Source organism: Acinetobacter sp. YH12106 (genome assembly GCF_013418995.1).
Taxonomy (GTDB): Bacteria; Pseudomonadota; Gammaproteobacteria; order Pseudomonadales; family Moraxellaceae; genus Acinetobacter; species Acinetobacter pseudolwoffii.
On record NZ_VPAV01000006.1, the window covers coordinates 1 to 25,614 of the forward strand.

At 43.9% G+C, this 25,614-nt stretch carries 21 protein-coding genes and 1 pseudogene; 13 read left to right on the plus strand and 9 right to left on the minus strand.

The window, feature by feature from the left end; genetic code table 11:
- The coding region (ahpF, locus tag FTU45_RS06820; RefSeq protein WP_180076183.1) for an alkyl hydroperoxide reductase subunit F at positions 1 to 1,181 on the minus strand (1,181 nt) is incomplete at its 3' end.
- Positions 1,182 to 1,415: 234 nt separating this feature from the next.
- Between ahpF and FTU45_RS06825 the strand changes: the two genes are divergently transcribed.
- Both FTU45_RS06825 and FTU45_RS06830 read left to right on the plus strand, forming a co-directional pair.
- On the plus strand, positions 1,416 to 1,634 hold the full coding sequence (locus FTU45_RS06825; protein WP_005097373.1) for a DUF1653 domain-containing protein: 219 nt from the start codon (positions 1,416 to 1,418) through the stop codon (positions 1,632 to 1,634).
- 24 nt (positions 1,635 to 1,658) lie between these two features.
- Positions 1,659 to 2,264: pseudogene (locus FTU45_RS06830) on the plus strand (O-methyltransferase).
- Here FTU45_RS06830 and FTU45_RS06835 read toward each other — a convergent pair.
- Together FTU45_RS06835 and ahpC are read right to left on the minus strand one after the other, a co-directional pair.
- Complete coding sequence (locus tag FTU45_RS06835) at positions 2,261 to 2,467, minus strand: KTSC domain-containing protein (RefSeq protein WP_005170323.1); 207 nt, start codon at positions 2,465 to 2,467, stop codon at positions 2,261 to 2,263. The pseudogene FTU45_RS06830 and the gene FTU45_RS06835 sit on opposite strands and share 4 nt — an antisense overlap.
- 308 nt (positions 2,468 to 2,775) lie before the next feature.
- Entirely contained in the window at positions 2,776 to 3,339 is a 564-nt protein-coding gene (gene ahpC, locus FTU45_RS06840) for an alkyl hydroperoxide reductase subunit C (RefSeq protein ID WP_005097370.1), read from the minus strand.
- 489 nt (positions 3,340 to 3,828) lie between these two features.
- On the opposite strand from ahpC, the gene hrpA reads away from it, so the two are divergent.
- From hrpA to FTU45_RS06870, 6 genes are all read left to right on the plus strand, one after another.
- Positions 3,829 to 7,752, plus strand: a complete 3,924-nt coding sequence (gene hrpA, locus FTU45_RS06845; RefSeq protein WP_167381280.1) for an ATP-dependent RNA helicase HrpA — start codon at positions 3,829 to 3,831, stop codon at positions 7,750 to 7,752.
- Between the two features lie 30 nt (positions 7,753 to 7,782).
- Positions 7,783 to 8,892, plus strand: a complete 1,110-nt coding sequence (locus tag FTU45_RS06850) for a beta-ketoacyl-ACP synthase III (protein ID WP_005170328.1) — start codon at positions 7,783 to 7,785, stop codon at positions 8,890 to 8,892.
- A gap of 26 nt (positions 8,893 to 8,918) precedes the next feature.
- On the plus strand, positions 8,919 to 9,695 hold the full coding sequence (locus FTU45_RS06855) for a 1-acyl-sn-glycerol-3-phosphate acyltransferase (RefSeq protein ID WP_180076184.1): 777 nt from the start codon (positions 8,919 to 8,921) through the stop codon (positions 9,693 to 9,695).
- Between the two features lie 160 nt (positions 9,696 to 9,855).
- Complete coding sequence (locus tag FTU45_RS06860) at positions 9,856 to 11,862, plus strand: hypothetical protein (RefSeq protein WP_180076185.1); 2,007 nt, start codon at positions 9,856 to 9,858, stop codon at positions 11,860 to 11,862.
- A gap of 89 nt (positions 11,863 to 11,951) precedes the next feature.
- Positions 11,952 to 13,667, plus strand: a complete 1,716-nt coding sequence (locus tag FTU45_RS06865; RefSeq protein ID WP_005097360.1) for an AAA family ATPase — start codon at positions 11,952 to 11,954, stop codon at positions 13,665 to 13,667.
- A 30-nt stretch (positions 13,668 to 13,697) separates the two neighbouring features.
- Positions 13,698 to 14,024, plus strand: coding sequence for a gamma-glutamylcyclotransferase family protein (locus tag FTU45_RS06870; protein ID WP_180040984.1), 327 nt, complete (start codon positions 13,698 to 13,700; stop codon positions 14,022 to 14,024).
- Between the two features lie 272 nt (positions 14,025 to 14,296).
- On the opposite strand, the gene FTU45_RS06875 is transcribed toward FTU45_RS06870, so the two are convergent.
- Entirely contained in the window at positions 14,297 to 14,749 is a 453-nt protein-coding gene (locus FTU45_RS06875) for a DUF441 domain-containing protein (RefSeq protein WP_005097358.1), read from the minus strand.
- Between the two features lie 139 nt (positions 14,750 to 14,888).
- Between FTU45_RS06875 and FTU45_RS06880 the strand changes: the two genes are divergently transcribed.
- Positions 14,889 to 15,599, plus strand: a complete 711-nt coding sequence (locus tag FTU45_RS06880) for a pseudouridine synthase (protein WP_005097357.1) — start codon at positions 14,889 to 14,891, stop codon at positions 15,597 to 15,599.
- Positions 15,600 to 15,638: 39 nt separating this feature from the next.
- Here the strand turns inward: FTU45_RS06880 and FTU45_RS06885 are convergent, their stop codons facing one another.
- The 3 genes from FTU45_RS06885 to FTU45_RS06895 form a co-directional block, all read right to left on the minus strand.
- The gene (locus FTU45_RS06885; RefSeq protein WP_005097355.1) at positions 15,639 to 16,082 is read right to left on the minus strand and encodes an N-acetyltransferase; all 444 of its coding nucleotides are present in this window, start codon (positions 16,080 to 16,082) and stop codon (positions 15,639 to 15,641) included.
- Between the two features lie 97 nt (positions 16,083 to 16,179).
- On the minus strand, positions 16,180 to 16,527 hold the full coding sequence (locus FTU45_RS06890) for a type II toxin-antitoxin system RelB/DinJ family antitoxin (protein WP_005097354.1): 348 nt from the start codon (positions 16,525 to 16,527) through the stop codon (positions 16,180 to 16,182).
- A 114-nt stretch (positions 16,528 to 16,641) separates the two neighbouring features.
- Complete coding sequence (locus FTU45_RS06895; protein ID WP_005097353.1) at positions 16,642 to 17,550, minus strand: pseudouridine synthase; 909 nt, start codon at positions 17,548 to 17,550, stop codon at positions 16,642 to 16,644.
- A 125-nt stretch (positions 17,551 to 17,675) separates the two neighbouring features.
- On the opposite strand from FTU45_RS06895, the gene tsaE reads away from it, so the two are divergent.
- From tsaE to hfq, 4 genes are all read left to right on the plus strand, one after another.
- Positions 17,676 to 18,155 (plus strand): tRNA (adenosine(37)-N6)-threonylcarbamoyltransferase complex ATPase subunit type 1 TsaE, encoded by a 480-nt coding sequence (tsaE, locus tag FTU45_RS06900; protein ID WP_005097351.1) that lies wholly within the window; start codon positions 17,676 to 17,678, stop codon positions 18,153 to 18,155.
- Positions 18,145 to 20,121 carry a DNA mismatch repair endonuclease MutL gene (gene mutL / locus FTU45_RS06905; RefSeq protein WP_005170358.1) on the plus strand — a complete coding sequence of 659 codons (1,977 nt, stop codon included), beginning with the start codon at positions 18,145 to 18,147 and terminating at the stop codon, positions 20,119 to 20,121. The genes tsaE and mutL overlap by 11 nt, the downstream gene beginning before the upstream one ends.
- A 6-nt stretch (positions 20,122 to 20,127) precedes the next feature.
- Positions 20,128 to 21,072 carry a tRNA (adenosine(37)-N6)-dimethylallyltransferase MiaA gene (gene miaA / locus FTU45_RS06910; RefSeq protein ID WP_005097348.1) on the plus strand — a complete coding sequence of 315 codons (945 nt, stop codon included), beginning with the start codon at positions 20,128 to 20,130 and terminating at the stop codon, positions 21,070 to 21,072.
- Positions 21,073 to 21,164: 92 nt separating this feature from the next.
- Positions 21,165 to 21,698: an RNA chaperone Hfq gene (hfq, locus tag FTU45_RS06915; protein WP_074383259.1), complete on the plus strand. Its 534-nt coding sequence runs from the start codon at positions 21,165 to 21,167 to the stop codon at positions 21,696 to 21,698.
- A gap of 119 nt (positions 21,699 to 21,817) precedes the next feature.
- On the opposite strand, the gene FTU45_RS06920 is transcribed toward hfq, so the two are convergent.
- Positions 21,818 to 23,125: a peptidylprolyl isomerase gene (locus FTU45_RS06920; protein ID WP_100329628.1), complete on the minus strand. Its 1,308-nt coding sequence runs from the start codon at positions 23,123 to 23,125 to the stop codon at positions 21,818 to 21,820.
- Positions 23,125 to 25,578: an LPS-assembly protein LptD gene (locus FTU45_RS06925; RefSeq protein WP_180075022.1), complete on the minus strand. Its 2,454-nt coding sequence runs from the start codon at positions 25,576 to 25,578 to the stop codon at positions 23,125 to 23,127. The genes FTU45_RS06920 and FTU45_RS06925 overlap by 1 nt, the downstream gene beginning before the upstream one ends.
- Positions 25,579 to 25,614: the final 36 nt, after the last annotated feature.

Below are 25,614 nucleotides of genomic sequence, written 5' to 3' on the forward strand. Positions count from 1 at the left end.
TGATCCGCACGCAGTTTAGTATCAAATTCGACCAAAGTCACATGCTCTACAATCCCTGCAAGGTCAATCGCAGCTTCAACACCAGAGTTACCCCCACCGATTACCGCAACACGTTTGCCTTTAAACAATGGACCATCACAGTGTGGGCAGTAGGCAACACCACGGGTTTTGTATTCCTGCTCACCCGGAACGTTCATTTCTCTCCAGCGTGCACCGGTCGACAGAATCACGGTTTTCGATTCCAGTTTGGCACCATTCTCTAAAGTCACTTCTACCAGACCATTCGTTGTTTCATCTGCACCTTTGATGTTAGAGACACGTTGCAGGTTCATGATGTCAACACCGTATTCACGTACATGTGCTTCCATTTCAGCAGCAAACTTGGGACCTTGAGTTTTTTGAATCGATGTATAGTTTTCGATGTCCATGGTGTCCATGACCTGACCACCCATGCGTTCAGCCACGATACCGGTTTTAATGCCTTTACGTGCAGCATAGATGGCAGAGGTATTGCCCGCAGGGCCACCACCAATCACCAGTACATCAAAGGCATCTTTAGCATTGAGCTTTTCAGCCTCTTTTGCTGCAGAGTTGGAGTCCAGTTTTGCCACGATTTCTTCCAACGTCATACGACCTTGACCGATATGCTGGTTGTCCTGGAACACCATTGGAACTGCCATGATTTTGCGTTCTTCCACTTCATCCTGGAAGAATGCCCCATCAATCATGGTGGCTGTTGTGCCCGGGTTGTAAATTGCAATCAGGTTTAAGGCTTGAACCACATCCGGACAGTTATGGCAGCTGAGTGATACAAATACATCAAAATCAGATTTGATTCCTAAGCCTTTAATCGACTCTAAAACTTCAGCAGATACTTTCGGTGCATAACCAGAGCTTTGCAGTAAAGCCAGAATCAGTGAGGTGAATTCATGCCCCATTGGCAGACCTGCAAAGTAGACCCGTGGCTCTTCACCTGCTTTGGCAATACCAAAGCTTGGAGCACGTTGGTTTGTACCGTCAAAGCGTGCAGTGACTAAATCAGATAATGCAGCCACTTCCTCAACCAGTTCTTTGATTTTTGCAGATTTGTCGGAATCATTTAAAGTCGCAACCAGTTCAATCGGGCTTTCCAGACGTTCGAGTAGTGTTTTTAATTGGGCTGAAGTATTTTGGTCTAACATGGCTAACGTCTCCAAAGGAATAAATATTTATTTGATAAAGCGATATTAGTGCATAAATCAAAATAGGTAAAACAGTTTGTTTTTATAGTATCGATCGGAATTACTGATTTATTGAAAAATGCATCATTAATTTCAGATTTTTATATGGCGTTAGAATAAGAATTTTCAAGTAATTTAACTTGATATTTGCTTAATTCAGTTAGTATTAGGCATCTATAACAGGAGGGCTGAATCATGGAATTACAGCGCGGAATTTATCAGCATTATAAAGGCCAGCTTTATCAGGTATTACATGTCGCCACGCACAGTGAAACTGAAGAAAAGCTGGTGGTTTATCAATGTCTCTATGGGGATTATTCGATTTGGGTGCGCCCTTTAACAATGTTCACTGAAACCATTACCACCAACGATGATCGTGAAGTGGAACGCTTTAAATTAATTCAGGCGCTTTAAGCTAAAAAAGCTCAGGGAGGGGCTATGCTAAATCCAGATGAATTTGAAAAATTCATGCATGAATTATATGAAAAATTTCATATGCATGATCTCAAGCAGACAGATCGACTGCAACGATATCGCAATATAGAACTAGAATCAGGTCGATTTTTATCCATGTTGATTTGTGCCCAGTAAGCCAAAGATATTTTGGAAATTGGTACATCCACAGGCTATTCGACTTTATGGCTAGCTGAAGCTGCTCAGCATACCCAAGCAGTGATAACCACACTGGAAATAGATAAAGCACGTGTCACTCAAGCGAAACACTATGCAAATACATTGGGTTTTGAGCATCTTATTGATTTTAAAGTGATGGATGCGCAGCAATATCTAGAAGCTTCACAGCAACAGTTTGATTTTATTTTACTGGATGCAGAGCGCGATGCCTATCTAGGCTATTGGAAGCATTTGGCTCGATTACTCAAGCCAAAATGTGGGATGCTTGTGGTGGATAATGTCATTTCACATGCAGCAGAAGTGGAAGAGTTTATTCATCTGATTCAGCAAGATCAGCGTTTTATCATCAGCACTGTACCGATCGGTGCGGGTCTGCTGATGGTCGGATATCGTGAATCGCATGAGTTTTAATCCATACAGACTTTATTGAAATGTAAATTATATTCAAGATATTTATGTACGAAAGCAGCTTTATCGTCACGTCTGAGCAGGTTGTCATAAATAAATTCGGGTACAGGATGATAGAGTTCCTTATGGCCATTACTATAAACGATTTTCAGGTGGCGGCTTGAGGGATTATATTTCCATGAAATCACTGTAAGCAGTTTTTGCATATGCGTTCCTCCACTGAATATTTATTTTCTTATCATTTGAACTTATGCCATGCCGTGCTGTAGATGTATAGCTATATTGTAAGAATGGGCAGAGGATTGTAAGAAAATAGCTGCAGCGAGAAATTAAAACTTATTCAGCGCAGTTTGATAGATCGCAAAGAAATAGACGATTCAAGCAATTTCGGGATAAATACACACACTCAATCTGCGTGTAAACATTACTTCTAAAATAAATAAATCAAATCAAAAGTTATAAAAAACCACGCTAAAGAGCGTGGTTTTTTTGAGTCAGTTTAATCTAATTAAAATTAGATTTTACCCACTAGGTCGATTGAAGGAGCAAGAGTTGCATCGCCTTCTTTCCATTTAGCTGGGCAAACTTCGCCTGGGTGAGCATGTACATACTGAGCTGCTTTAACTTTACGAAGAAGTTCTTGAGCATCACGACCGATACCACCGGCGTTGATTTCAACGATTTGGATTTTACCTTCTGGATCGATGACGAAAGTACCACGATCAGCAAGGCCGTCAGCTTCGATTAATACGTCAAAGTTTTTAGCAAGCGTCCAGTTTGCATCACCAACCATTACATACTGGATTTTTTTGATTTCTTCTGAAGAATCGTGCCAAGCTTTGTGTGTGAAATGTGTGTCAGTAGAAACTGAGTAGATTTCAACGCCTAATTTTTGGAATTCAGCGTAGTTGTCAGCAAGGTCACCCAGTTCAGTTGGGCAAACGAAAGTGAAGTCAGCTGGGTAGAAGAATACTACAGACCATTTGCCTTTAAGGTCAGCTTCAGTTACTTCAATAAATTGGCCATTTTGGAATGCAGTTGCTTTAAATGGTTTAACTTCAGTATTAATTAAGCTCATCATTGTCTCCATGATTGAGGTTTGTTTTGAATTTCAATTAGCTTATAGAAATTTACTTTATTGGTGAAATGGTATTTTTACATTACAAAAATCGGAAAAACCGAATCATGTAAAAATTCTCCATTTTCACAAAATAGCTTTGTTCATTGAGCAGCATCAAGATGATGGCTTCATGACAAAATTATCTCTTTTTCCTCGTGCTAACAAACATGATGCTGAAACTGAAAAATTCAAGGGCAAATCAGGAAAAAAATCCTGTTTTCCTCAAAATACTCTCGATATCAATTTAAAAATTAGGTTTATGCTTAAACTTAATCATGTGGACAGGTGAGAGTAGCGGGGTAATTTGCTCGATTTACTACGCCGAATTAAGGGAAATGAGACGAGTAAAGCCAATTTGTCCGGCACTTAACAGAACTACGACTATCTGAAAGCTAATGAACCAAGTAAAATAAACTTTTCCGGTTTTTTGATGTGGGTGTTTTCTCTGTGCAGAGTCATTTAAATGTAGATCAATGGATAATGGCGCGTGACCGTCACCGTTTAAATCGACTGAAGAAGGGGAAAGATGCCAATGCCAAGCAGTATCAGGAACTATTTGAAAAATCCAATCTGAAAGTGCGGCAGCGGCTGGAACGTCTTCCAGACATCAAGCTGAATCAAGATTTGCCCGTTACCCAATACGCTGACAAGCTGATAGCCGCGATTCAAAAGCATCAGGTCATTATTGTGGCTGGCGAAACCGGTTCTGGTAAAACCACACAATTACCGCAAATTGCCATGCTGGCTGGACGCGGCCTGACTGGTCTGATTGGACATACCCAGCCACGCCGACTGGCGGCTCGAAGCGTATCACAGCGTATTGCTGAAGAAGTTGGCGAAAAACTCGGGGAATCAATTTCCTTTAAAGTGCGTTTTACTGAACAGGGTTCCCAAGATTCAATTGTACGCTTGATGACTGACGGTATTCTGCTTGCCGAACTGACGCATGACCGCTACCTAAGCAAATATGACACCATTATTATTGATGAAGCACATGAACGTTCGCTGAATATCGACTTCATTATGGGCTATCTGAAGCAGTTACTGCCGCGTCGTCCAGACCTGAAAGTCATCATTACGTCTGCCACACTGGATGTAAACCGTTTTAGTAATTACTTTAATGGTGCACCCATTTTTGAAGTAGAAGGCCGTAGTTTCCCGGTTGAACTGCGTTATCGCCCGATCTCGGAAATGAGCATTGGCGGCAGCGATGATGATGAATTTGATGACTTCGAAGAAAACTTGCCGCGTGCTGTGGTTAAAGCGGTAGAAGAATGTTTTCAGGATGCACAAGAAAAAGGCCATCCCGAACATGCCGATATCCTGATTTTTGCCAGTACAGAACAGGAAATTCGCGAGCTACAGGAAACCCTGATCAAGCATGGACCACGGCATACTGAAGTCTTAACCTTATTTGCCCGTTTAGCCTTGGCAGAGCAGCAAAAAATCTTTAATCCTTCCGGTGGTGGGCGACGTATTATTATTGCCACCAACGTCGCGGAAACAGCGTTGACTGTACCGAATATTCGTTATGTAATTGATAGTGGTTTTGCGCGTATTTCACGTTATAACTATCGTTCACGGGTGCAGCGCCTGCCGATTGAAGCCGTTTCTCAGGCTGCAGCCAATCAGCGTAAAGGCCGTTGTGGTCGTATTGCGCCCGGTGTCTGTATCCGCCTGTATTCAGAAGACGACTTTCTGAGCCGTCCGGAATTTACTGAACCTGAAATCAAGCGTACCAATCTGGCATCGGTGATTTTGCAGATGCAGAGTCTGGGTTTAGGCTCGCTGGAGGACTTTGATTTTATCGAACCACCGGATCACCGTCTGGTGAATGATGGCCGTAAGTTGCTGATTGAGTTGGGGGCAATGGCCGAGAAAAATTCTCCTAAAACTGAAGATGATCAAGCAAATCCCTCTAAATCTCCCTTTGAGAAAGGGAGACTTCAAAGCAGTGGATTAACCAAAATCGGTCAGCAAATGGCAAAAATGCCGATTGACCCACGTCTGGCCCGTATGATTTTGGGTGGCGCACATTTTGGTGTTTTAAACGAAGTCTTGATTATTGTTGCGGCGCTCGCGGTGCAAGATCCGCGTGAACGTCCTGCAGACAAACAAATGCAGGCCGACCAGAAACATGCCTTGTTCCGTGAAGCTGATTCTGACTTTTTGTTCTATATAAAACTCTGGGAAACATTGCACGGCAATCGCGAAAGTATGAGTGAGAATAAACGCCGTACATTTGCGCGGAATCATTTCTTGAGCTGGCTGCGTTTACGTGAATGGAAAAAAACCCATGAACAACTGGTGGACTTGGCTCAAGGTCTAAAACTGTCATTTAATGACAAAGCTGCCAGTTATGAAAATCTGCATCGTGCATTACTCACCGGCTTATTGTCGTTTATTGCCAACAAGACCGATGAACGTAATGTGTTTATGGCGGTACGTCAGCAGAAAGCCCGGATTTTCCCGGCATCGACTTTGCATAAGAGCAATACGCCGTGGGTCATGGCTTTTGAGATGGTGGAAACCTCGCAAGTGTATTTACGCACTCTGGCCAAGATTGAACCGGAATGGATACTGCTAGCCGCCCGCGATCTGCTCAAGCATCATTATTTTGAACCGCACTGGTCGAAAAAAGCCGGTGTGGTGAACGCTTATGACCAGATTTCATTATTTGGTCTGATCATTGAGCCAAAACGAGCAATCAATTATGAAAAAGTCGATCAGGCTGCGGCGCATGAAATTTTCTTACGCGATGCTTTAACTACGGGTCATCTCGGTATTAGTCCGCCATTTTTAAAGCATAACTTGCTTAAACTGGAAGAAGTCGAACGGGTTGAGGATAAATTGCGTCGTCGTGATCTGGTGGTAGACGAAGAAACCATTTACCAGTTCTATGCATCTAAAGTGCCAGCTGAAGTGGCCAGCCGCCGTACTTTTGAAGATTGGCGGGCTACTGTTGAGCCTCAGCAGCCACGTTATTTATTTGTTGATGATGATGCATTATGGCTGAATGACCGTCCAACCACACAGCAATTTCCTGACTATTTACGTAATGGTGAACTTCGTCTGGCAGCGACCTATCGCTTTGACCCGAGTCATGATGAAGATGGCGCGACAGTTAAAATTCCACTGCAAGCCTTGGCTCAGGTAGATGAATCAATCTGGTCCTGGGGAATTCCAGGCTGGCGTCTGGACCTGATTGAAGCATTGCTAAAAGGCTTGCCGAAGGACAAGCGCCGTAATCTGGTGCCAATTCCAGATACTGCACGAAAACTCATGGCAAAAGTCGATGTACAGGATCTGCAGAAACATATCTTTGGTTTCCTGGCGTTCCAGTTACGTGGCGATCAAATCACTGAGAAAGATTTCAGCTTTGACCGGGTCGAACAGTATCTGTTACCGTTTATTAAAGTCACTGATGAAAAAGGTCGTGTCATTGAACAGGGTCGTGATTTGTCAGAGCTGAAAGCACGTTGCCGGGCTGAAACCCATAGTCCGGTCAAGCAGCTGAAAGGTGAATTTAAAACCTTCCCGGAAAGTTTTGTGTTTGAAGCCTCACAAAAAGTCACGGGTGTCGTGGTCAAGCAGTATCAGGCGCTGGTGCCGACCAAAGCCTTTGCTGCACTGGAGCAAAAAGATGAGTCGGGCGTGGTGATTCAGACCTTTAACGATCAGGCGGAAGCGATCAAAAAACATCGTGAAGGGGTGATCCGACTGGTGCATATGCAACTGGGAGACCTGATTCGCCAGTTAAAAAAACAGATCTCCAAACCTTTGGCACTGGCTTATTCGCCACTCGGTGACAAGGCCCAACTAGAACAAATGTTAGTTTATGCCACACTGCAAGTGTCCATGAATGAGCTACCTGTCAATGCGCAAGAGTTCCAAAAACTGGTTGAAGATGTAAAAAAATCTTTCTTAAGTCATGGGCAAGTTACCCTGAAAGAGATTACAGATATTTATATCCAGTGGCAGGAAATCCGCCGGAAATTATTGGTTTTAGACCATTCTGTGTTTGAGAAAAATATCAATGATATTGAAGATCAACTTGATTTAATGAGTCTTTCTGACTTTGTATATCGTAAACCATCCGATGTATGGATCGAATTTCCACGTTATTTGAAAGCCTTGATCTTGCGTTTAGACCGCTTGCCCAATAATCTACAAAGGGACAATTCCGCCATTGACCAAATTGATCAATGGATGGAAAAATTGTTCAAGTTTAAAGATGACCCTCGTCTGAAAGAGTTGTACTTCATGGTCGAGGAGTTAAGAATCTCATTGTTTTCACAACCGATGAAAACAAAAGCACCCGTGTCTCCAACTCGCTTGCAAAAAGTATGGGATCGTCTTGGAATCAGTTAAGATATAGGTAATTCAGAGAAGGAGTTTTACATGGGCATCCGCATTACGGGTACTGGCTTGTTCCATCCGGAAAATGTCATCACCAATGAAGAATTAGTTGAAAGTTTAAATGCTTATGTGGAACTGTTTAATCACGAAAATGCGGACAAAATCGCTGCAGGCGAAATTGAAGCGCGTCGTGGTTCTAGTGCAGAATTTATTGAAAAGGCATCTGGTGTCCAACGCCGTTATGTTGCGGAAAAAAGCGGTATTCTAGATCCGAAACGTTTACGTCCGAATTTACCTGAACGTGCAGATGATGAAATTTCACTGCAAGCAGAATGGGGTGTAATCGCAGCCAAGCAGGCGATGGAAAATGCAGGCGTAACTGCTGAAGATATTGATATCGTGATTTTGTCATGCTCGAATTTGCAACGTGCTTATCCTGCCGTTGCCATCGAGATTCAAACCGCTTTAGGAATTAAAGGCTATGCCTATGACATGAATGTGGCCTGCTCGGCAGCAACATTTGGTCTGAAACAGGCCTATGATGCGATTAAGGCTGGTGCGCGTCGTGTGTTATTGGTTAATGTGGAAATTACCTCTGCACATACCGATTTTCGTTCACGTGACTGTCACTTTATTTTTGGTGATGTGGCAACCGCTTCAATTATTGAAAACACTGAAAGCAAAACCGGTTTTGAAATTCTGGATTCCGAGTTGTTCACCCAGTTCTCGAATAACATCCGCAATAACTTTGGTTTCTTGAATACCTCTGAAAATGCCGACATTGATGACAAGCGTTTCCGTCAGGATGGCCGTAAGGTCTTTAAAGAAGTCTGCCCACTGGTTGCGAAAATGATTACAGCGCAACTGGAGAAGAATCAGATTGCACCGACTGGCGTGAAACGCTTCTGGCTCCATCAAGCCAATGCCAGTATGAATGAACTGATCCTGAAACTGGTGGTTGGCAAAGAAAATGCCAAACCTGGTCTGGTGCCGATGATTCTGAACGAGTTTGCCAATACTTCTTCTGCAGGCGTGATCATTGCATTACACCGCACTGCCCATGAAGTGGAAGATGGTGAATACGGCGTACTTTGTTCATTCGGTGCTGGTTATTCAGTGGGTTCGATTCTGGTTCAAAAACGTGTGGCATGATCCGCAATAAATAGAGAGTAGACAGATTGCAGGCCAAGCATGACGGGCAGTGGATCAGGCGTTTAAGCGCCTTCTCCAAGTTATATTTTACCCCGACATTTTTAGGGGCTGAGTATATGGATGCCAGTCGACCTGCAATGTATGTCGGTAATCATTCCATGTATGGCATCTTTGATGCGCCGATGCTGATTGATTACCTCTACAACGAACATAAGGTGGCTGTGGTCAGTATTGCAGATCATAGCCATTTTTATGTGCCGCTGTGGCGTGAAGCCGTGAAAAAGTTTGGTGCCATTGATGGAACACAAGCCTATGTGCGTGCTGCAATGCAGCAAGGCTATTCCATTCTGGTCTTTCCGGGTGGCGGTCGTGAAGTGCTCAAACGTCAGGGTGAGCAGTATCAGCTGATCTGGAAGCAGCGTTACGGCTTTTTAAAGCTGGCGCAAGAATTCAACTATGATCTTGTCCCTTTTGCCGCTCTCGGTGCGGATGAGGTCTATGAGATTGGCTTTAATGCCAATAAGATTATCCAGCATAAGTATTTTCAAACACTACTTAAAATACCACAACTCAATAAATTACTACGTCAGGGCGATGTGATTCCTTCTCTGCCCAAACACCTGTTGCCAAAACGCTTGCCCTTTTATTTTCAGTTTATGCCACGACTATCGATTGCTCAGGTGCAGACGCAAGAAGAGCTGGTTGAGTTTCGGCATAGCTTGCAACAGCATATTTATACGGGGTTGGCAGCGCTCACTGTGCACCGTCAGCAAGATCAGCAGGCAACCGAATCCTCGTTGTAAATCCAAGTTGTGACATATTGAGATGCGCTATATTTAGAAGTCATCCTGCAGTGCTGTTTTATTGTGCGAGTACTGCCATAATGTATGGTCAAATAGTCACTGATCGATGATCGAGGGCTCAACATGATTCAATATAAAAATAAAATAAATAGGTGCGTATATGGAACAGGGTGGTTGGGTAGCGCCGTTAAAATTGCTGGCACAACAATGTTTGCGGATTTCTCCGGAGTTGAACCAGCTTTATCTGGATCAGATGGCGATGATTGGTCATCTGACTGCACAAAATCTATTAAAAATTCAGCAGGGTCAATACCGGATTGAATTGCTGGACGGGTTGTTCTATATCCAGTTTTATACTGCATATGCACTGGACTCCGGAACTGCACCCGTTTTGGTTGAGAGTCATTTTTATTTTCAGCAATACAAAGCAGAAGCGCTAGAAGAATTTTTTTTACAGGATATCTATTTCCTGACTGGGGACTCGAAACCGCAGCATTCGCTGTATTTACGTGACAAAGCCAAGCAATTACGCAAACTGATTCTGAACCAGGTCTATGAAGCGGTAAATGGCCCAGCACGGGTATTGGCATTCCTGCGACAGATGTCGGTGGTTCAGGCTGAGATTATTGATCATCATTTAATAGAGGCCGGGTTGTATACAACACCAGTCATGCAAAACGTTGTTCTGGACGAACAGGATATTCCCCCGCAAATTCTTGAAAGCTTGCAACAGGCTTTTTCTTTGGCATTTCTACAGCAGGATGAGTTCCTGTCCATCCAGTCCTTAATGGACACTCTGGATGAATTCTGTTTTAGTGCCGCACAGTTTTTGCATCCGGCGACGTTTCGGATTATGTCCTTGTCTTTTGAAGAGCGTTTTAATTTACATGAACTGAATGATCACAGCGATGATATTCGGCTGTTGTATCGACATGCCGAGGAGCAGAGCCACCTGCTCGGTTTTGTCCGTTTGATGAACCGTGAGGTCTGGCATCGCGATGACTTATTAGCCAAACGAAATTTTCTGGAAAATCATCCCTATTTATGGCAAAAAAAGGTGGCCCGATTACCACTATTTGACTGTCATCGTGCAGTGAACTGGATTTTCAGGCAACCAGCCGAAGTACTGGACTGGATCAGTAGCAATATTCAGCACAGCAGCGTGCGGGTGGCAGTGACGGCCTTAAGTTTTGTAGACAGCCATCATATTCATCCGCAGATTATTCTGGCGACCTTACAATATTTTCAATATGTCTCAGCGCGACTGTTTATTCATAGCATGCATGAATATGCAATCCAGCATGACTGGTTTCAACATCAGCATAATCAGGCGGTGGTCTTAAAAGGCACACGCCAATCGATGGATGATCAGCGGATTGCCATCACTCCCTCGATTCTGTATCTGGACGAATGGATAGAACTGCTGCGTAACGTGGTCAAAATGGATGATCAGATCACCAAGAAAGTCTATTTGCAACTGAGCCGGGTGATGCAGGCATATATGCAGCATCTATATAAAATTACCACACATCTTCCAGAAGAAGTCTTGACCTATATTCAGCCTCAAAGCCAGCAGAATCGGGATTTCTATCATGTGTTGCAGCGCTATCGGATTCCTTTTGTCGAATTTAGACAGCTGTTTTATTTACACAGTGGACATGTGCGTGAGTCTGTATTTGACAGTTATGTGCGTGACTATTTAGTGGAATATTTTTCCAGTCATAACGAGATTCCGAAAAACCTCAGCTGGAGTGGATTATTCGCTCAGGCCGTGATCTGGCATGATCAGATTCAGAAGCAGGAAATGATGGCCAAGCTGAAAAAAGAGTTTGCGCTCGTAACTTGGTCACCTTTGACGCAGGCCTCATTTTTATTATATTTCAACTGGCGTTTTGAGGAGCTTAAAAATCTGGATCGTATTCTGGAAGAATCCAAGGTTTTCAGGAACTGTCTGGCTGCCAGTTATGCCCAGCAGATTATTGAAGGGCAATATGTGGCCTTTCGCATGTCGCATCCGGATGTGCGTTTACCTTTAATTCTGGGCTGTCGAATCGTCAATGGGCAAGTGATCTTCGATCAGCTGGAATATCCGAACAATCAAAAGGCAGAAGCTGAATATAGCAATATCGCGATGCATTTTATCAACTGGCTCAACTTGCAGGCTTAAGTGCAAGATTAAGTGGTTTTCCGCCATGACGCTTAACTTTTCTGCCAAAAATCGTTAGGCTATAGCCGTTCTTTCACGGTATTGCTCTTATGAAACAGGAAACTGCCCTTAAGTTACTCAAAGCAGGAGAAAATGTCTTTTTAACCGGTTCTGCGGGTGCAGGAAAAACCTATACGCTGAATCAATATATTAATTATTTAAAAGCGCGTAAAGTCGCCGTCGCGATTACGGCATCGACCGGTATTGCAGCCACGCATATGAATGGTATGACCATTCACACCTGGGCCGGCATCGGCATTAAAGACTTTTTGTCCGAAGATGACTTAAAGCGCATGAAAGAGCGTAAATACTTAAAAGAACATCTGGAAAATGCCCAAGTTCTGATTATTGATGAAATTTCCATGCTGCATGCCAAGCAGCTGAATCTGGTCAATCAGGTGCTGAAATATTTTAAGGACAGTGATGAAGCCTTTGGCGGTATTCAGGTAATTGTGGCCGGGGATTTTTTCCAGTTGCCGCCAGTCGGTAAGAATGACGAGCGTAATCGCGATAAATTCTGCTTTATGTCGGAAGCCTGGGTAGAAGCCAAGTTTCGGGTCTGTTATCTGACCGAGCAGCATCGTCAGGGCAATGATTATCTGAATGACATCCTGAATGCGATCCGTGCGCAGGCGATTAGCCATGAACATCGCACGGCTTTACAGGCAACCCGACATCAAGAAATCGGCGATACCTATACGCGTCTGTATACCCATAATATGGATGTGGATAGTCTTAACTTTAAACATCTGAATGAAATTGACAATGATCCGCGCCAGTTTGATGCCCAGTGTGATGGCAATGAAAAGCTGATTGAAACTTTAAAATCTTCAGTACGTGCACCAGAAGCCTTAACCTTGAAAAAGCATGCCAAAGTCATGTTTGTAAAAAATAACTTTGATATGGGCTATATCAACGGCAGTCTGGGTGAAGTGATCAGTTTTGAAGAAGACGATGAATATGGTGTGCTGCCCAAAGTAAAACTGACCGATGGCACGACCTTGGTGGTGGAGCCGGAAACCTGGTCGGTAGACAATGAAGCTGGTAAGACTATTGCCAGTTTCCAGCAAATTCCTTTACGCTTGGCCTGGGCGATTACCATTCATAAATCTCAAGGGATGACCTTGGAAGCAGCAGAAATTGATCTGAGTCATACTTTCGAGAAAGGTCAAGGTTATGTGGCGCTGTCACGGTTGAAAAGCTTAAATGGCTTACGTTTAAAAGGCTTTAATGAGCAGGCTTTGGAACTTGACAGTTTAGCGATTAAAGCTGATCGTCGTTTTCAGGAACTTTCTGATGAAGCCGAAGCGAATTTTGAAAATGTCGATTTGACTGCGCAGCATAAAGCCTTTATTCGTCACTGCGGTGGCACATTGAATGAAGCAGAAATCCAGCGCAATGAAAAGAAAATTTCCAAGAGTGGCACGAAGCAGAGTTATGCCACTGCCACACTGGATGAAACCCGAGCACTGTTTGAAGAAGGCTATGAAGTTGCGGATATCGCGACTGAACGTGGTCTGACGCCAGCGACAATCATTAATCATCTAGGCCGTTTACACAAAGAGCAGGGACTGGATATTTCGGTGGCTCATCCGGGTGAGGAAGTGGTGGAGCAGGTGCGTAAAATTTATAAACGCTTAACCAAACGTCAAAGTGCTGAGCATTTTAATGATGATGGCTCGATTAAGTTGCGCCCGATTGTAGAACTCACCACGCCTAAAATGGCCTATGACCAAGTCCGTCTGGCACTGTTATTTGTAGAGTAATCCCCGAAATGATCCTTCAGAACTTTTAAGATGCATAGTTTATTCGTATACGGCACGCTTCGTCCGCAGCAACCCAATGCCCATGTCATGGAGCGGATTGGGGGAAGCTGGAAAGCCGCTTATATCCGTGGGCATTTGCAACAGCGTGGCTGGGGGGCTGAACTGGGTAGCCCGGGCATTCAGCTCAGTGATTCGGGCGAGACTGTTCAGGGTTATGTATTTATATCTGAGCATCTTCCCCAATATTGGGAAGAGCTGGATGCGTTTGAAGGTGATGAATATCAACGGATTCCGGTTAAAGTATATTTGGAAAACGGCGAGATGATAGAAAGTTTGGTTTATGCCTTAAAAGATTAGGCTCGGATTTGTCATGCAGTAAATTTCAAATTTTTATCAGGTCACAGCTTGTTAAAGATCATTCTATTTTTTTGTATCGCTTTTATTTTAGCTTGGAAAGCTTACAACCAAGATGAATCTTCTGTTGATCTGATGATATATCCTGAGCAAGCTTGAAACACTGCTTTAAAGCTTGGTGCAAGGGAATCAATAGATGACCTGCATATTATAGGTCATGTGATGTATTTTTGAGAAATCTTTGCATACGGGTGATGCGTGCTGATGATTTGAATCTATTGTGTACCAATCAATAAAGATAAAATCCCGGCTGCAATCAGCGGCCCAACAGGTACGCCGCGTAACACCGCCACACCTGCTACAGTACCAATCAATAAGCCCGCGACAATATCCGGTTGATTCGACATCAGTTTCACACCGCGGCCACCGAGCCAAGCCACAAAAACACCAATGGCAATGGCCAGTAAAGATTTCCAGCTGAGAAATGACTTGAGAATACTTTCTCCGGCAATTTTGCCACTCGCAATCGGTGCCAATACCCCGATGGTTAAAATAATAATGCCGATATTCAAACCATGTTGTTGTACATAAGGCAACAGGTCGTGTAGCGGGGTAATTTTAAGAACAATCAGTACCGCTGCAGCGATGGTGACAGCACTATTGTGACTGAATATACCACAGGCCAGTAATACCAAAAGAACCATCAAATTTAAATCGAGTTGTGACATGGGCGGGAGAGGAAACATGGAAAATGCCACCATTGTAGAGCGTTTCAGCTGGTGATACGAAGAAAATAAGCGAAGCAATCAATTTAGGTGTGTTTCAGGATAGAATGCACAACTCTTCACGCGATACAGGTTTAAGCAGATGCTATTGGAAAAAATGTTGCAGTCACAAGGTTTCGGTTCCCGCAAGCATTGTCAGCAATTGATTAAAAATGGTGCTGTTTCTATCCAGAATGAAGTGATTGATCATCCTAAACATAAACTGGATTTGAATGATTTAGACTTCGAGGTCTATGGCAAGGCCCATCGCTATCGAGAGAAAGTCTATATCGCTTTAAACAAACCGCAGGACTATGAGTGTTCGCATCAGGCCACGCATCATTTTAGTGTGTTTGATCTGTTTGATGAGATGCTGCTGAATCGTGGCATTCAATGCGTGGGTCGTCTGGATCAGGACACCACCGGACTGTTATTGTTGACTGATGATGGCCAGTTTCTGCAAGCGTTAACACATCCGAAAAAACATGTGGCCAAAGTTTATCAAATGCAAACGGCAGATCCAGTCACTGATGCTCAGCTACAGCAACTGGAACAAGGCGTTGAGCTACGCAATGAAAAAGGTATTTTTGCAGCCACTGAAGTGATACGTCTGTCTGAAAGCCGTCTGCAAATGAGCATTCATCAAGGGGTATATCATCAGGTGAAACGCATGCTGGCAGCCGTCGGAAATAAAGTCGAGCAATTGCATCGTGCTCAAATTGGTGCTTTGGCTCTGCCTGAGCTGGCTGAAGGAGAATGGATCTATTTAAATGCAGAACAGGTGGCTTTGGCAAAATTCCGTTCAGAAGAATAATTGAGTTATTCTTCTCAAGTTTATTTGAACGATCAGATTTTATCTCAGGAAACAATGATAGGTCTGAAACTCATTATCCTTAATAAATCCCATAGATTCATACAATTCATGCGATTGGTAATTGTTCTTTTGGGTTTCCAGGGTAATTCTTAAGGCCTGTTCATGTTTGGCAAATAAAATTGCGGTATCAATCAGTTGTCTGGCTGCACCCTGACGCCGAAATATCGGGGTGATATAGACATCATCCAGAATATAATAGGTCGAGCAGGCCACCGAAGAAAAACCCAGATACAGGATAATAAAGCCGGTAAAAGTATCATCTTTGGTATTAATGAAAATGACGGTCTGTCCATCTTCAAAACGTTGTTTTAAAAATTGGTAGGAGAGTTCGGGGTTAGAGGAGGTGCCATAAAATTGTCGATATTCATCGAATAATATCGCAAGCTGATTCAGGTCTGCTGATTGAGCGCGTCGTACGAGCATTGCATCCTCCATGCTAATTTTTTATTCATTATCAGCATCAAGCATAGCGAAGTTTGTCAGTGGCCGGCTTTAGAAATTGTTCGGAAATGCAACAATGTTAAATTTTGTCGCTTTCACCTAAAATGGCATTCAGTTCTTCAAATAAATCCAGATGATCATCATCGAGCTGGATTTCCTGATCATCCAGAGAATTGAGTGTTGAATTTGGCAAGCTGCTTTGCCCATTCTGGATCTCATTTTGCTTCAGTTTGCGCAGTCGGATCAGTTGTTCCAGATTAATATTCTGGTTTTCAATCGAGAAGGGGATCGATTTGGTAATCACCACCTGTTTGAAAAAAAGACGCACGGCCTGAGCTGGCGTAATCCCCAATTGCTTAAATACCGCAAAGGCTTGTTTCTTCTCTTGCGAGTCCAAGCGAATTTGATAAACTTCAGTTTTTCTCATAATATTTTTAAAGCTTTAAATTACTTAACTTTTCGCCTTTATTCTAATCAATTACGTTTGAAATTCAATCTTAAAGCGACCGATTTTAGAAAATAATCTGTAATGACAAGCGATTTACAGTGTCAATTCAAGTCTGGAGCTGAAATTCATGCTTTTCTGCGTGATCGGATCAATGAATTGAATATGTTGGGCCAATAAGCTTAAAGGGGCAGAAAAATCATCTTCGGCTTTGTGCGCTATCCGTGGATAAAACGGATCATTCTGAATTGGAATACCGAGATGATTCAAGTGCACGCGTAATTGGTGCTGTTTGCCAGTGTGTGGTTTCAGTTCATATTTGGCCCATTCTTTATTATGTTCTAACAGCTGGATTGCCGTTTCGCTATTGGCTTCGCCGTTGACCACCTGCATGGTATAGAAGGGCTGACCTTTTTCCATTCTTAATCGTGTGATCAATGGAAATTCTAAATCAGCCTTGTATGCTGCAATCGCATGGTAGGTCTTCTGCACTTGCCGTGTGGCAAACATCTGTTGATACAGGCCACGAGATTCTACATATTTTGAAATGAGAACTACGCCGGCCGTTTCACGGTCTAGCCGGTGAATCGGTGTTAAATGTTCATTGCCTGTTTGTTTTTTGAGACGAACCAGCAAGGTTTCCTGTACATACTGACCGGTCGGACTCATGGTCAAAAAGTGCGGTTTATCGATCACCATGAAATGCTCATTTTCAAATAAAATCTGATGTTGAAAAGGAACATGCACTTCATGTGCCAAAAATCGATAATAAAAACAATGACTATTGGCCTGAAATGGACTTTCTGTGCTTAATTGATGGCCCTGCGCATCATAGACCAGACCTTTGGCGAAACGGGCTTGCCATTCATCTGCTGCGATATGCGCAAATTGCGTGCATAAATAAGCAAAAACTGTCGGGGGTGCATCTAGACTATCCTGCAAGAACACTTTACTGGCACTGACCCCATTTAACATGGGCGGATTAAACTCAACAGTCGGATGCATGGCAGGCAGATCAACCTCTCAGAAACAGAAATGGTGAAAAAATACAGTTTCTCACACAGGTGAATAGGCTTTTAAAGCGTGGCGATGCTATCATATTTATTCTTTTGCATCATGTCGTGAGTAATATGCCTTATTCATTTAATGTCACTTTAAATCATGAAGACGATACCCAGAAACTGGCCAAGGTTCTGGCCGAAAATTTCCCTGCGGGAGTCGTATATCTGATCGGTGATTTGGGGGCAGGAAAAACGACCTTAACGCGCTATTATTTGCAACAGCTGGGTCATCAAGGTTCGGTGAAAAGTCCGACTTATACGCTGGTCGAACCGTATCAGATCAATGGGCAGGATATTTTTCACTTTGACCTGTACCGTCTGAATGACCCCTATGAACTCGAATTGATGGGAATCCGGGATTATCTGGAAACTCCGAATGCGCTATTTTTATTTGAATGGCCCTCCAAAGGTGGCGATGAAATTCCGCAAGCTGACCTGATTATTGAAATTTTAAAATCTGAAGATGAACTGACCCGTACTGCAAGCCTGATTTCCTCTAATCTTGCTTTGCGAGAGGCTTTGGAGCGTCAATTTTCACATGTCGAATGATTTAAGCCTACGCCGTATCCGTGCCCTTGATCCTGCGCTGGCCAACCAGATTGCTGCAGGTGAGGTGATTGAACGTCCGGCATCCGTGGTCAAGGAATTACTGGAAAACTCGATTGATGCGGGTGCGACCGAGCTGATCATCCGGGTGGAACAGGGTGGCAGTACCTTAATTGAAATTATGGATAACGGCCGTGGTATTCATGCTGAAGATCTGGCATTGGCCGTCATGCGTCATGCCACCAGCAAAATCCAGAGTGCCGATGAGCTGTATGCGATCAGCAGTTTAGGCTTTCGTGGAGAAGCGCTGGCATCGATTGCAGCAGTCTCACGCCTGACCATGATCAGCAGTCAAAATGAGGATGGCATTGGTTATCAGGTAGAAGTAAACGGTACGGCTTTTGATCATCAGCAGATTCAAGCGGTCGCGGCTTCGAAAGGGACGCATATCCGGGTTCAGGATTTATTTTTTAATGTGCCTGCGCGGCGTAAATTCTTAAAGAAACCGGGCACTGAATTTGGCCACATTGAAGAAATTGTACGCCGTATGGCACTGACGCATTTTGATATCCGGTTTGTGCTGGAACATAATGAAAGCATCAAGCTGAATTTACCCGTGGCGGACAGCGGTGCTTTACGTTTCCAGCGGGTACAGCAGTTATTGGGTCGTCAGTTCACTGAAAATGCTTATTGGATCGATGCTGACAGTATCAACATGCGTTTATCAGGCTGGCTTGGTCATCCCTCAGATGCGCGTGCACAGGCCGACTTGCAATATGTCTATGTCAATGGCCGGATTGTCAAAGACAAAACCATTTCTCATGCCTTGCGGATGGCTTATGATGGCATTTTGCATGGCCATCAACATGCGGCTTATTTGCTGTTTTTAGAAGTTGATCCTGAAAATGTTGATGTCAATGTCCATCCCACTAAGCATGAAATTCGCTTTCTGAATCAGCGTGAAGTACATGAGTTTGTACGGCATTATGCCAAAGAAACTCTGGCACAATTCCAGACGGCAACTGCTGATTTAGCAACTGCGATGAAAGTTGATGATGAACCTGTTGCACTTGTACCGCAACCGCGTTATCAGGAACAGTTTAGCCTGCACCAGACTGCGCATGCGCAGCAGCAATTATCCTCTAACCTACCTGTAGCTGCTAAAGATGAAAATGAGGCATCGGATGTCCTGACCGACTTTGAATCTTCGCGGCCGCAAACGGTACATTATGCGCGAGACTATAATGCGTCTTATGCAGGCTCGCAGCAGCTGAATAATGCCCTGCAAAGCTATCTGGCACCGCTGCGTGATCAAGCGTCTGCCTATGAGCCACAAGTTGCAGAGCAAGCCTTGCAAAGTCATATACAGGCCAAAGTCGATGAACATCCACTCGGGATTGCGATTGCCCAGTTACATGGGATTTATATTCTGGCACAAAATACCGAAGGGCTGATCATTGTGGATATGCATGCAGCACATGAGCGGATTGTCTTGCAGCAAATGAAATCGGCTTGGGATAAACCTGAATTCTGGACATCACAGCAATTGCTGATTCCCAAAGTGGTCAACATCACTCGAATGCAGGCGATGCGGGTCGAAGAACTCAAAGAGCAGTTAATGCGTTTGGGGCTTGAAATTGACCAGTATGGTGATGAACAGGTGATTGTGCGTGGCGTACCTGCCATTTTGCACAAAGCAGATTTTGATGCACTGATTCCCGAGCTGTTAAATGATCTGGATCCGAATGATCAGGTACAGGGTCTATTGCAGAAACGTGACCAGATTCTGGCAGGTATGGCCTGTCATGGTGCAGTACGTGCGCATCGCATTTTAAGCCTGTCTGAAATGAATGCTTTACTGCGTCAGATGGAACACACTGAATTTGCCAGTCAATGTAATCATGGCCGTCCGACTTGGCGCGCTTTTCCATTGAATAAACTAGACAAACTTTTTGCTCGAGGAGAGTAGTTTTACATGTCCAATCAATTGCCGGTCATCAATTTAATGGGGCCAACTGCAAGTGGCAAAACCGCTTTGGCATGTGAACTGTATGAGCAGGGAAAATTCGAGCTGATTTCAGTCGATTCTGCGCTGGTTTATCGGGAAATGGATATTGGAACAGCCAAGCCTTCTAAAGAGGAACTGGCGCGCTATCCGCACCATCTGATCGATATTATCAGTCCGCTTGAAGTCTATTCTGCGGCAAACTTTGTTGAAGATGCTTGCCGGTTAATTGATGATATTCATGCACGTGGTAAAACACCGATATTGGTGGGCGGAACCATGCTGTATTTTAAAGCCTTACTTGAGGGGTTGTCAGATAATCTGCCCAGTGCCGACTATACGATTCGTGCTGAAATTGAAGCCAAAGGCGAGCGAGAAGGTTGGGAGACTGTTTATGCAGAATTAAGTGCCGTAGATCCCGTTGCTGCGGAGAAATTCAAGGTTAGTGACAAGCAGCGTATTATTCGTGCCTTAGAAGTGTTTAAACTGACCGGTGAGCCGATTACAAAACTACAGGCAGAGCAACCTAAAAATTTACCATATCGTTACAGTTTTTATAACTATGCACTTATGCCAGATCGGTTAGAATTACACGGGCGTATTGAACAACGTCTGCAAATGATGTGGAAAAACGGTTTTTTAAATGAAGTTGTTAGTTTAATTGAAAAATACGATTTTAATGAAAATCTACCTTCTATGCGTTCGGTAGGTTACCGTCAAGCTATAGAATTCTTAAAAAATGCTGACAAAACCAAGGAAAAGCAACAGGAAATGGAGGATAAAGCTTTATTTGCGACACGACAACTTGCAAAACGTCAATATACGTGGCTGAGGTCTTTGCAAGAAAAGCATAAATTTACAACATATTTTACGCTACAGCAGGCTCAACAAGACTTGCGAAACTGTCACGGATAAAGCAAAATTTAGGGACTATCTTTTTTATAATTTTTAATTGAAAAATAGAGATAGTTTTTGCGCTGATTTTTAATTTTTTTTGGAGTTATAACATGTCTAAAGGTCAAACTTTACAAGATCCATTCTTGAATTCTCTCCGTAAGGAACGTATCCCAGTATCTATCTTCCTGGTAAACGGTATTAAATTACAAGGTCATATCGAGTCTTTCGACCAATACGTGGTTTTATTAAAAAATACAGTAAGCCAAATGGTTTATAAGCATGCAATTTCAACTGTAGTGCCTGCACGTAATCCTCGTCCTGCTGGTGCGCCTGCTGGTCCACAAGGTGCTGGCTTTGGCGGTCAAGGTGCTACTGGTGGTTTCGGTGGCGGTCAAGGCGCTGGCTTCGGTGGTCAAGGTGGCTTCGGTGGCGGTCAAGGTGCTGGCTTTGGTGGTCAAGGTGGCTTCGGTGGCGGTCAAGGCGCTGGCTTTGGTGGTCAAGGTGGTGGCTTTGGTGGTCAAGGCGGCTTCGGTGGCGGTCAAGGTGCTGGCTTCGGTGGTCAAGGTGGCTTTGGTGGTCAAGGCGCTGGCTTTGACAACGATACTAAATTTGAAGATACTCAAGACGACGAAAATAATCGTTAATCGAGTCTGAAAATTAAAAAAACCTCTCATCGAGAGGTTTTTTTATGCCTGTAAGTTTTGCATGGATAAAAATTAAAAAGCCAGCAATCTAGCGCTGGCTTTTTAAAATGGATCTGGGCTTAACGATTACGTTTAGGATCCAGTTGTGGATCTTTGATTTCTACATAGGCATTGCTGCGTGTTTCACGTAACCAGCTGTCCAGCTCGGCATCAAACTGTCGTTCACCAAGTAATTGACGGGCCATACGTTCTTGATATTCCTCTGTCATATCCTGTTGACGTGTTTCGCTGACTTGCAGGATATGCCAGCCAAACTGGGATTGAAACGGTTTACTGAACTGACCCACTGGGGTGCTTTTCATCTGTTGTTCAAATTCAGGCACCATTACCCCAGGGCTTACCCAGCCAAGACTGCCACCATCACGTGCTGAACCGGTATCATTGGAGAAAGTTGAAGCTAAAACAGTAAAATCTTCGCCTTGTTGCAGGCGGCTATATAAACTGTCAATCATCTGTTTGGCATTTTCCGGACTGACTACTTCAGAGGGTTGAATCAGGATGTGACGGGTCAAGTATTGAGGAACCAGGGCTTTTTGTTCGCCACCTTTACGTTCTAGTAGCTTGAGTACATGTACCCCATCAGCAACCGGAATGAGTTCAGAGGTTTGACCTGGCTGTAGGGTCGTGACACGTGCAGCCAGTTCTGCCGGAATTTCTGACAGGCTTCTCACGCCCATGTCAGCAGCTTCGACTTTAATGCCGCCAGTGCTGTATTTTTTGCTGATTGCCTGAATATCATTGCTGTTATTCAGCTCTTGCTTTACCTGTGTAGCAATCTGTTCAGCATTTTCGCCGCTTACACGTAAATGCAGCACATGTACCTGACTGCCGAGTAAAGCCTGACCTTGCGGGGTATTTAGGAAGTTTTTAACATCCTGGTCTGTGATTTGAATCCGTGAAGTCACGACTTGTTGACGTAAACGATTCAGCGCTAAATCTTCCGCAATACGGTTGCGTAAAGAAGCATAGGTATTGGGCGCCATGGCATCCAGTTTTTGCTGGAAAGCTTCCAGACTGGTTGAGCCCGAATCGCGTGCAACTTTCAGTACTGCATCATTCAGGGATTTTTCATCGGGACGAATATTGTAGCGTTTAACTTGTTCAAGTTGTGCTTGACGAATAATGAGCTGCTCTAAGGCTTGTTGCTCAAGAAATTGTTGGGGTGGAACTGTCTGATTTTGCTTTTGCAGCTGATGAGAAATCTCGGCCACACCTTGAGCCAGATCACTACGCAGAATGATACTATTGTCGACCACAGCTACAACTTCATCTTTAGGTTGGGCAACAGCAAACGTCGTCATCGCTGAAGAAAGGCATAGCGCAAGTGCAGTCGCTTTAAAAATTTGTTTTAACTGTTTTGTCTTCATTAACGTTCTGTCCAAGTTTGATTGATATTGTTAAAACCTAGAATGCGATTTTCTAGTAATGAGGTGAGTTTGCTGCTTAACCCACCTAAGCCTTTCAGGCTGACCTCGGCCATAATGGCGCGTTTGGCTTTGACGTTTGAATCATTAACGTTGTCTAAGTCATTGTAATATGAACGACCATATACAGAAACTCCCCAACAGCATGACTCATAGTTCACGCCAAGTAAATATTCTCGTGCGACACTATTGTCGAGGTCAAACTGCGCATGTCCCACCAGACGCCAGTTGTTGGCAATCGGCTGGATAAATGAACCCACTACATGATCATAGCTCTTCTGACGGTTCGGAATGTCTTTACGATAGAAATAGCCGACGTTGTATAGATTGCCTTGCTCACCGGTATAATAAACCTGCAGATCGCGCTCAGCATTTTGGCCATTCGACATCCAGCTTGAGTTCAGATTAATGTGAACATTATTTGACAGCTGGCTGGTCAGTTGAATTACAGGGCCAGTATGACTTTCACGGTCGAATTCATCTGCATCATTTTCCAGTGTGACACGGCGATCTTCAAAGAAGAAACTTTGACCGACACTCGCACGTAGGCGTTCCAGACCTTCTTCATTAAACAGGCTATAACTCAGACCTAAAGAGGCAAAGTTGTTGTCTTCCAGGCGGTCGTTGCCATAGAAGCGACGCGCACTGAAAAGCTGATCATAATTAATCGAAGCGACGACTGAGTCAAAGTTAGGTTGATTCTGCTGGTTTTCATAAGGTGAATAGGCATAGAACAGACGAGGCGTTAAGGTCTGTAAATAGGTGCCTTCTTTTTCGAAAATTAAGCCGGTGTCCAGCGTGAATTGTGGCACCACAATGGACTGGCTTTCACTAGAACCACCACGGTCTCGGGTTTTCTCATCATAGAAGGTATTGATGTTGCGTACAGATGCTTCCGGAATAAAAAACGACCACGGGTTATAGTGATTATAACGCACCGAAAAGTCGTTATAGATGCGGGTGCCACTTGGTTGATAAATCTTGTCATCATTTTGAGGGATATCAGCAAAATTTCTCAGGTCTTTCTGGAAATAAGCAGTATCGTTATTAAACTCAAGCTGTAATCCGAGTGGATTGCCAGTTTTATAATTGACTAAAAGCTGTGGCAAACGTGCATAAGGACGATCTTCATCCAGTACAGTGGGATCGAGTGTCTGGAAATCTTCGACTTTGAATTGTGCCTTTAAGCCGGGAATACCATTTTTATAATTGACTTCCCAGGCGCGGCGCAGGTTTAAGTCAGTTTTTGAGTTCGGGTTATTGTCCAAGTCGGCAAAGTAATCTTTGTCTGAGGCGTAATTATATTCCAGATTGGTCGAGAACTGATCGTTGATTTGCCAATTATGCAAGTAATGTAAGCTTTTACGATCCTCATTATCATAACTTTCATCCGAAGGTAGATAGCCACCCCAGATGCGACCTTCACCATAATTTTCTGTCAGATAACGGAACTCGCCATCTAGCATGGCACCACGATCACCAATATAGCGCGGCGTGAGGGTAGCATCATACTGTGGGGCCAAATTCAGATAAACAGGAACACCGAGTTCAAGTCCGCCATCATTGGTAAAACCAAAAGTTGGCGTTAGAATGCCGGTAGTACGGCGGTCATCAATCGGGAAGTTGAAATAAGGTATTGCCAATACCGGAACGTCTTTGACATACAGTTTGGTATTGCGGGTTTCACCACGTCCGGTTTCCTGATTCAGCTTGATCTTTTCTGCCTGTATTTTCCAGGTCGGCTTTTGCTCAGGCGGGCAGGTAGAGTAAGTGGCATTTTCCAGTTCTATCGTATCAGTCGATGTTTTGGCAATCTTTTCTGCACGACCGTGGGCATGTTGCTGCTCTGCAATATAGAAACTGTTGTTTAAATCGCCCTGTTGGGTTTTTAAATTATAATTAATATCATCACTTTGTGAGATCAGACCGCCTTGTGCTAACTGTACCTGACCTGCTGCTTTGGCATAGGTCTGGGTCTGATCAATGGTCACTCGTTCGGCACGGATTTGACGACCTTGCTGATCAATAACCACATTGCCTTCCAGATAGGAGTCGCCTGCCGGATTGTAATGTCCATAATCGGCGGTAATGGTCGAGGTGGCTTGGTCTGGCGCAATAGTCGCTGCATCTGGAGCGATCGGGGTGACCCAGGCACCTTCACAATAAGCCGAACTTAAATACTGTCCCTGACGTTGCTGCGCTTCAGCCGAGGATTTATCGACATAGTATTGTGAAAAGAAGGCTTCACCTGGATAGGTCTCATTAATGCGCTGTTTGAGTTGTTCTGCATTTACATCGGATGAGACAGTTGATGCAGCATAGCTTGAGGCTGAGCTGCCACATAAAAGGGTTAAGATCGCAGTCGCTAGAGGGTTGATTTTAAAGTGATGCTTCATTTGTCTCATTAACCAATCATGCTTTTATCGCAATTA

Bases quoted from the DNA above. Each gene is read 5' to 3' on its own strand.
- FTU45_RS06825 (WP_005097373.1), top strand. From the start codon at position 1,416: ATGGAATTACAGCGCGGAATTTATCAGCATTATAAAGGCCAGCTTTAT.
- FTU45_RS06835 (WP_005170323.1), bottom strand. From the start codon at position 2,467: ATGCAAAAACTGCTTACAGTGATTTCATGGAAATATAATCCCTCAAGC.
- ahpC (WP_005097370.1), bottom strand. From the start codon at position 3,339: ATGAGCTTAATTAATACTGAAGTTAAACCATTTAAAGCAACTGCATTC.
- FTU45_RS06850 (WP_005170328.1), top strand. From the start codon at position 7,783: ATGGGCATCCGCATTACGGGTACTGGCTTGTTCCATCCGGAAAATGTC.
- FTU45_RS06860 (WP_180076185.1), top strand. From the start codon at position 9,856: ATGGAACAGGGTGGTTGGGTAGCGCCGTTAAAATTGCTGGCACAACAA.
- FTU45_RS06865 (WP_005097360.1), top strand. From the start codon at position 11,952: ATGAAACAGGAAACTGCCCTTAAGTTACTCAAAGCAGGAGAAAATGTC.
- FTU45_RS06870 (WP_180040984.1), top strand. From the start codon at position 13,698: ATGCATAGTTTATTCGTATACGGCACGCTTCGTCCGCAGCAACCCAAT.
- FTU45_RS06875 (WP_005097358.1), bottom strand. From the start codon at position 14,749: ATGTCACAACTCGATTTAAATTTGATGGTTCTTTTGGTATTACTGGCC.
- FTU45_RS06880 (WP_005097357.1), top strand. From the start codon at position 14,889: ATGCTATTGGAAAAAATGTTGCAGTCACAAGGTTTCGGTTCCCGCAAG.
- FTU45_RS06885 (WP_005097355.1), bottom strand. From the start codon at position 16,082: ATGCTCGTACGACGCGCTCAATCAGCAGACCTGAATCAGCTTGCGATA.
- FTU45_RS06890 (WP_005097354.1), bottom strand. From the start codon at position 16,527: ATGAGAAAAACTGAAGTTTATCAAATTCGCTTGGACTCGCAAGAGAAG.
- FTU45_RS06895 (WP_005097353.1), bottom strand. From the start codon at position 17,550: ATGCATCCGACTGTTGAGTTTAATCCGCCCATGTTAAATGGGGTCAGT.
- tsaE (WP_005097351.1), top strand. From the start codon at position 17,676: ATGCCTTATTCATTTAATGTCACTTTAAATCATGAAGACGATACCCAG.
- mutL (WP_005170358.1), top strand. From the start codon at position 18,145: ATGTCGAATGATTTAAGCCTACGCCGTATCCGTGCCCTTGATCCTGCG.
- miaA (WP_005097348.1), top strand. From the start codon at position 20,128: ATGTCCAATCAATTGCCGGTCATCAATTTAATGGGGCCAACTGCAAGT.
- hfq (WP_074383259.1), top strand. From the start codon at position 21,165: ATGTCTAAAGGTCAAACTTTACAAGATCCATTCTTGAATTCTCTCCGT.
- FTU45_RS06920 (WP_100329628.1), bottom strand. From the start codon at position 23,125: ATGAAGACAAAACAGTTAAAACAAATTTTTAAAGCGACTGCACTTGCG.
- FTU45_RS06925 (WP_180075022.1), bottom strand. From the start codon at position 25,578: ATGAAGCATCACTTTAAAATCAACCCTCTAGCGACTGCGATCTTAACC.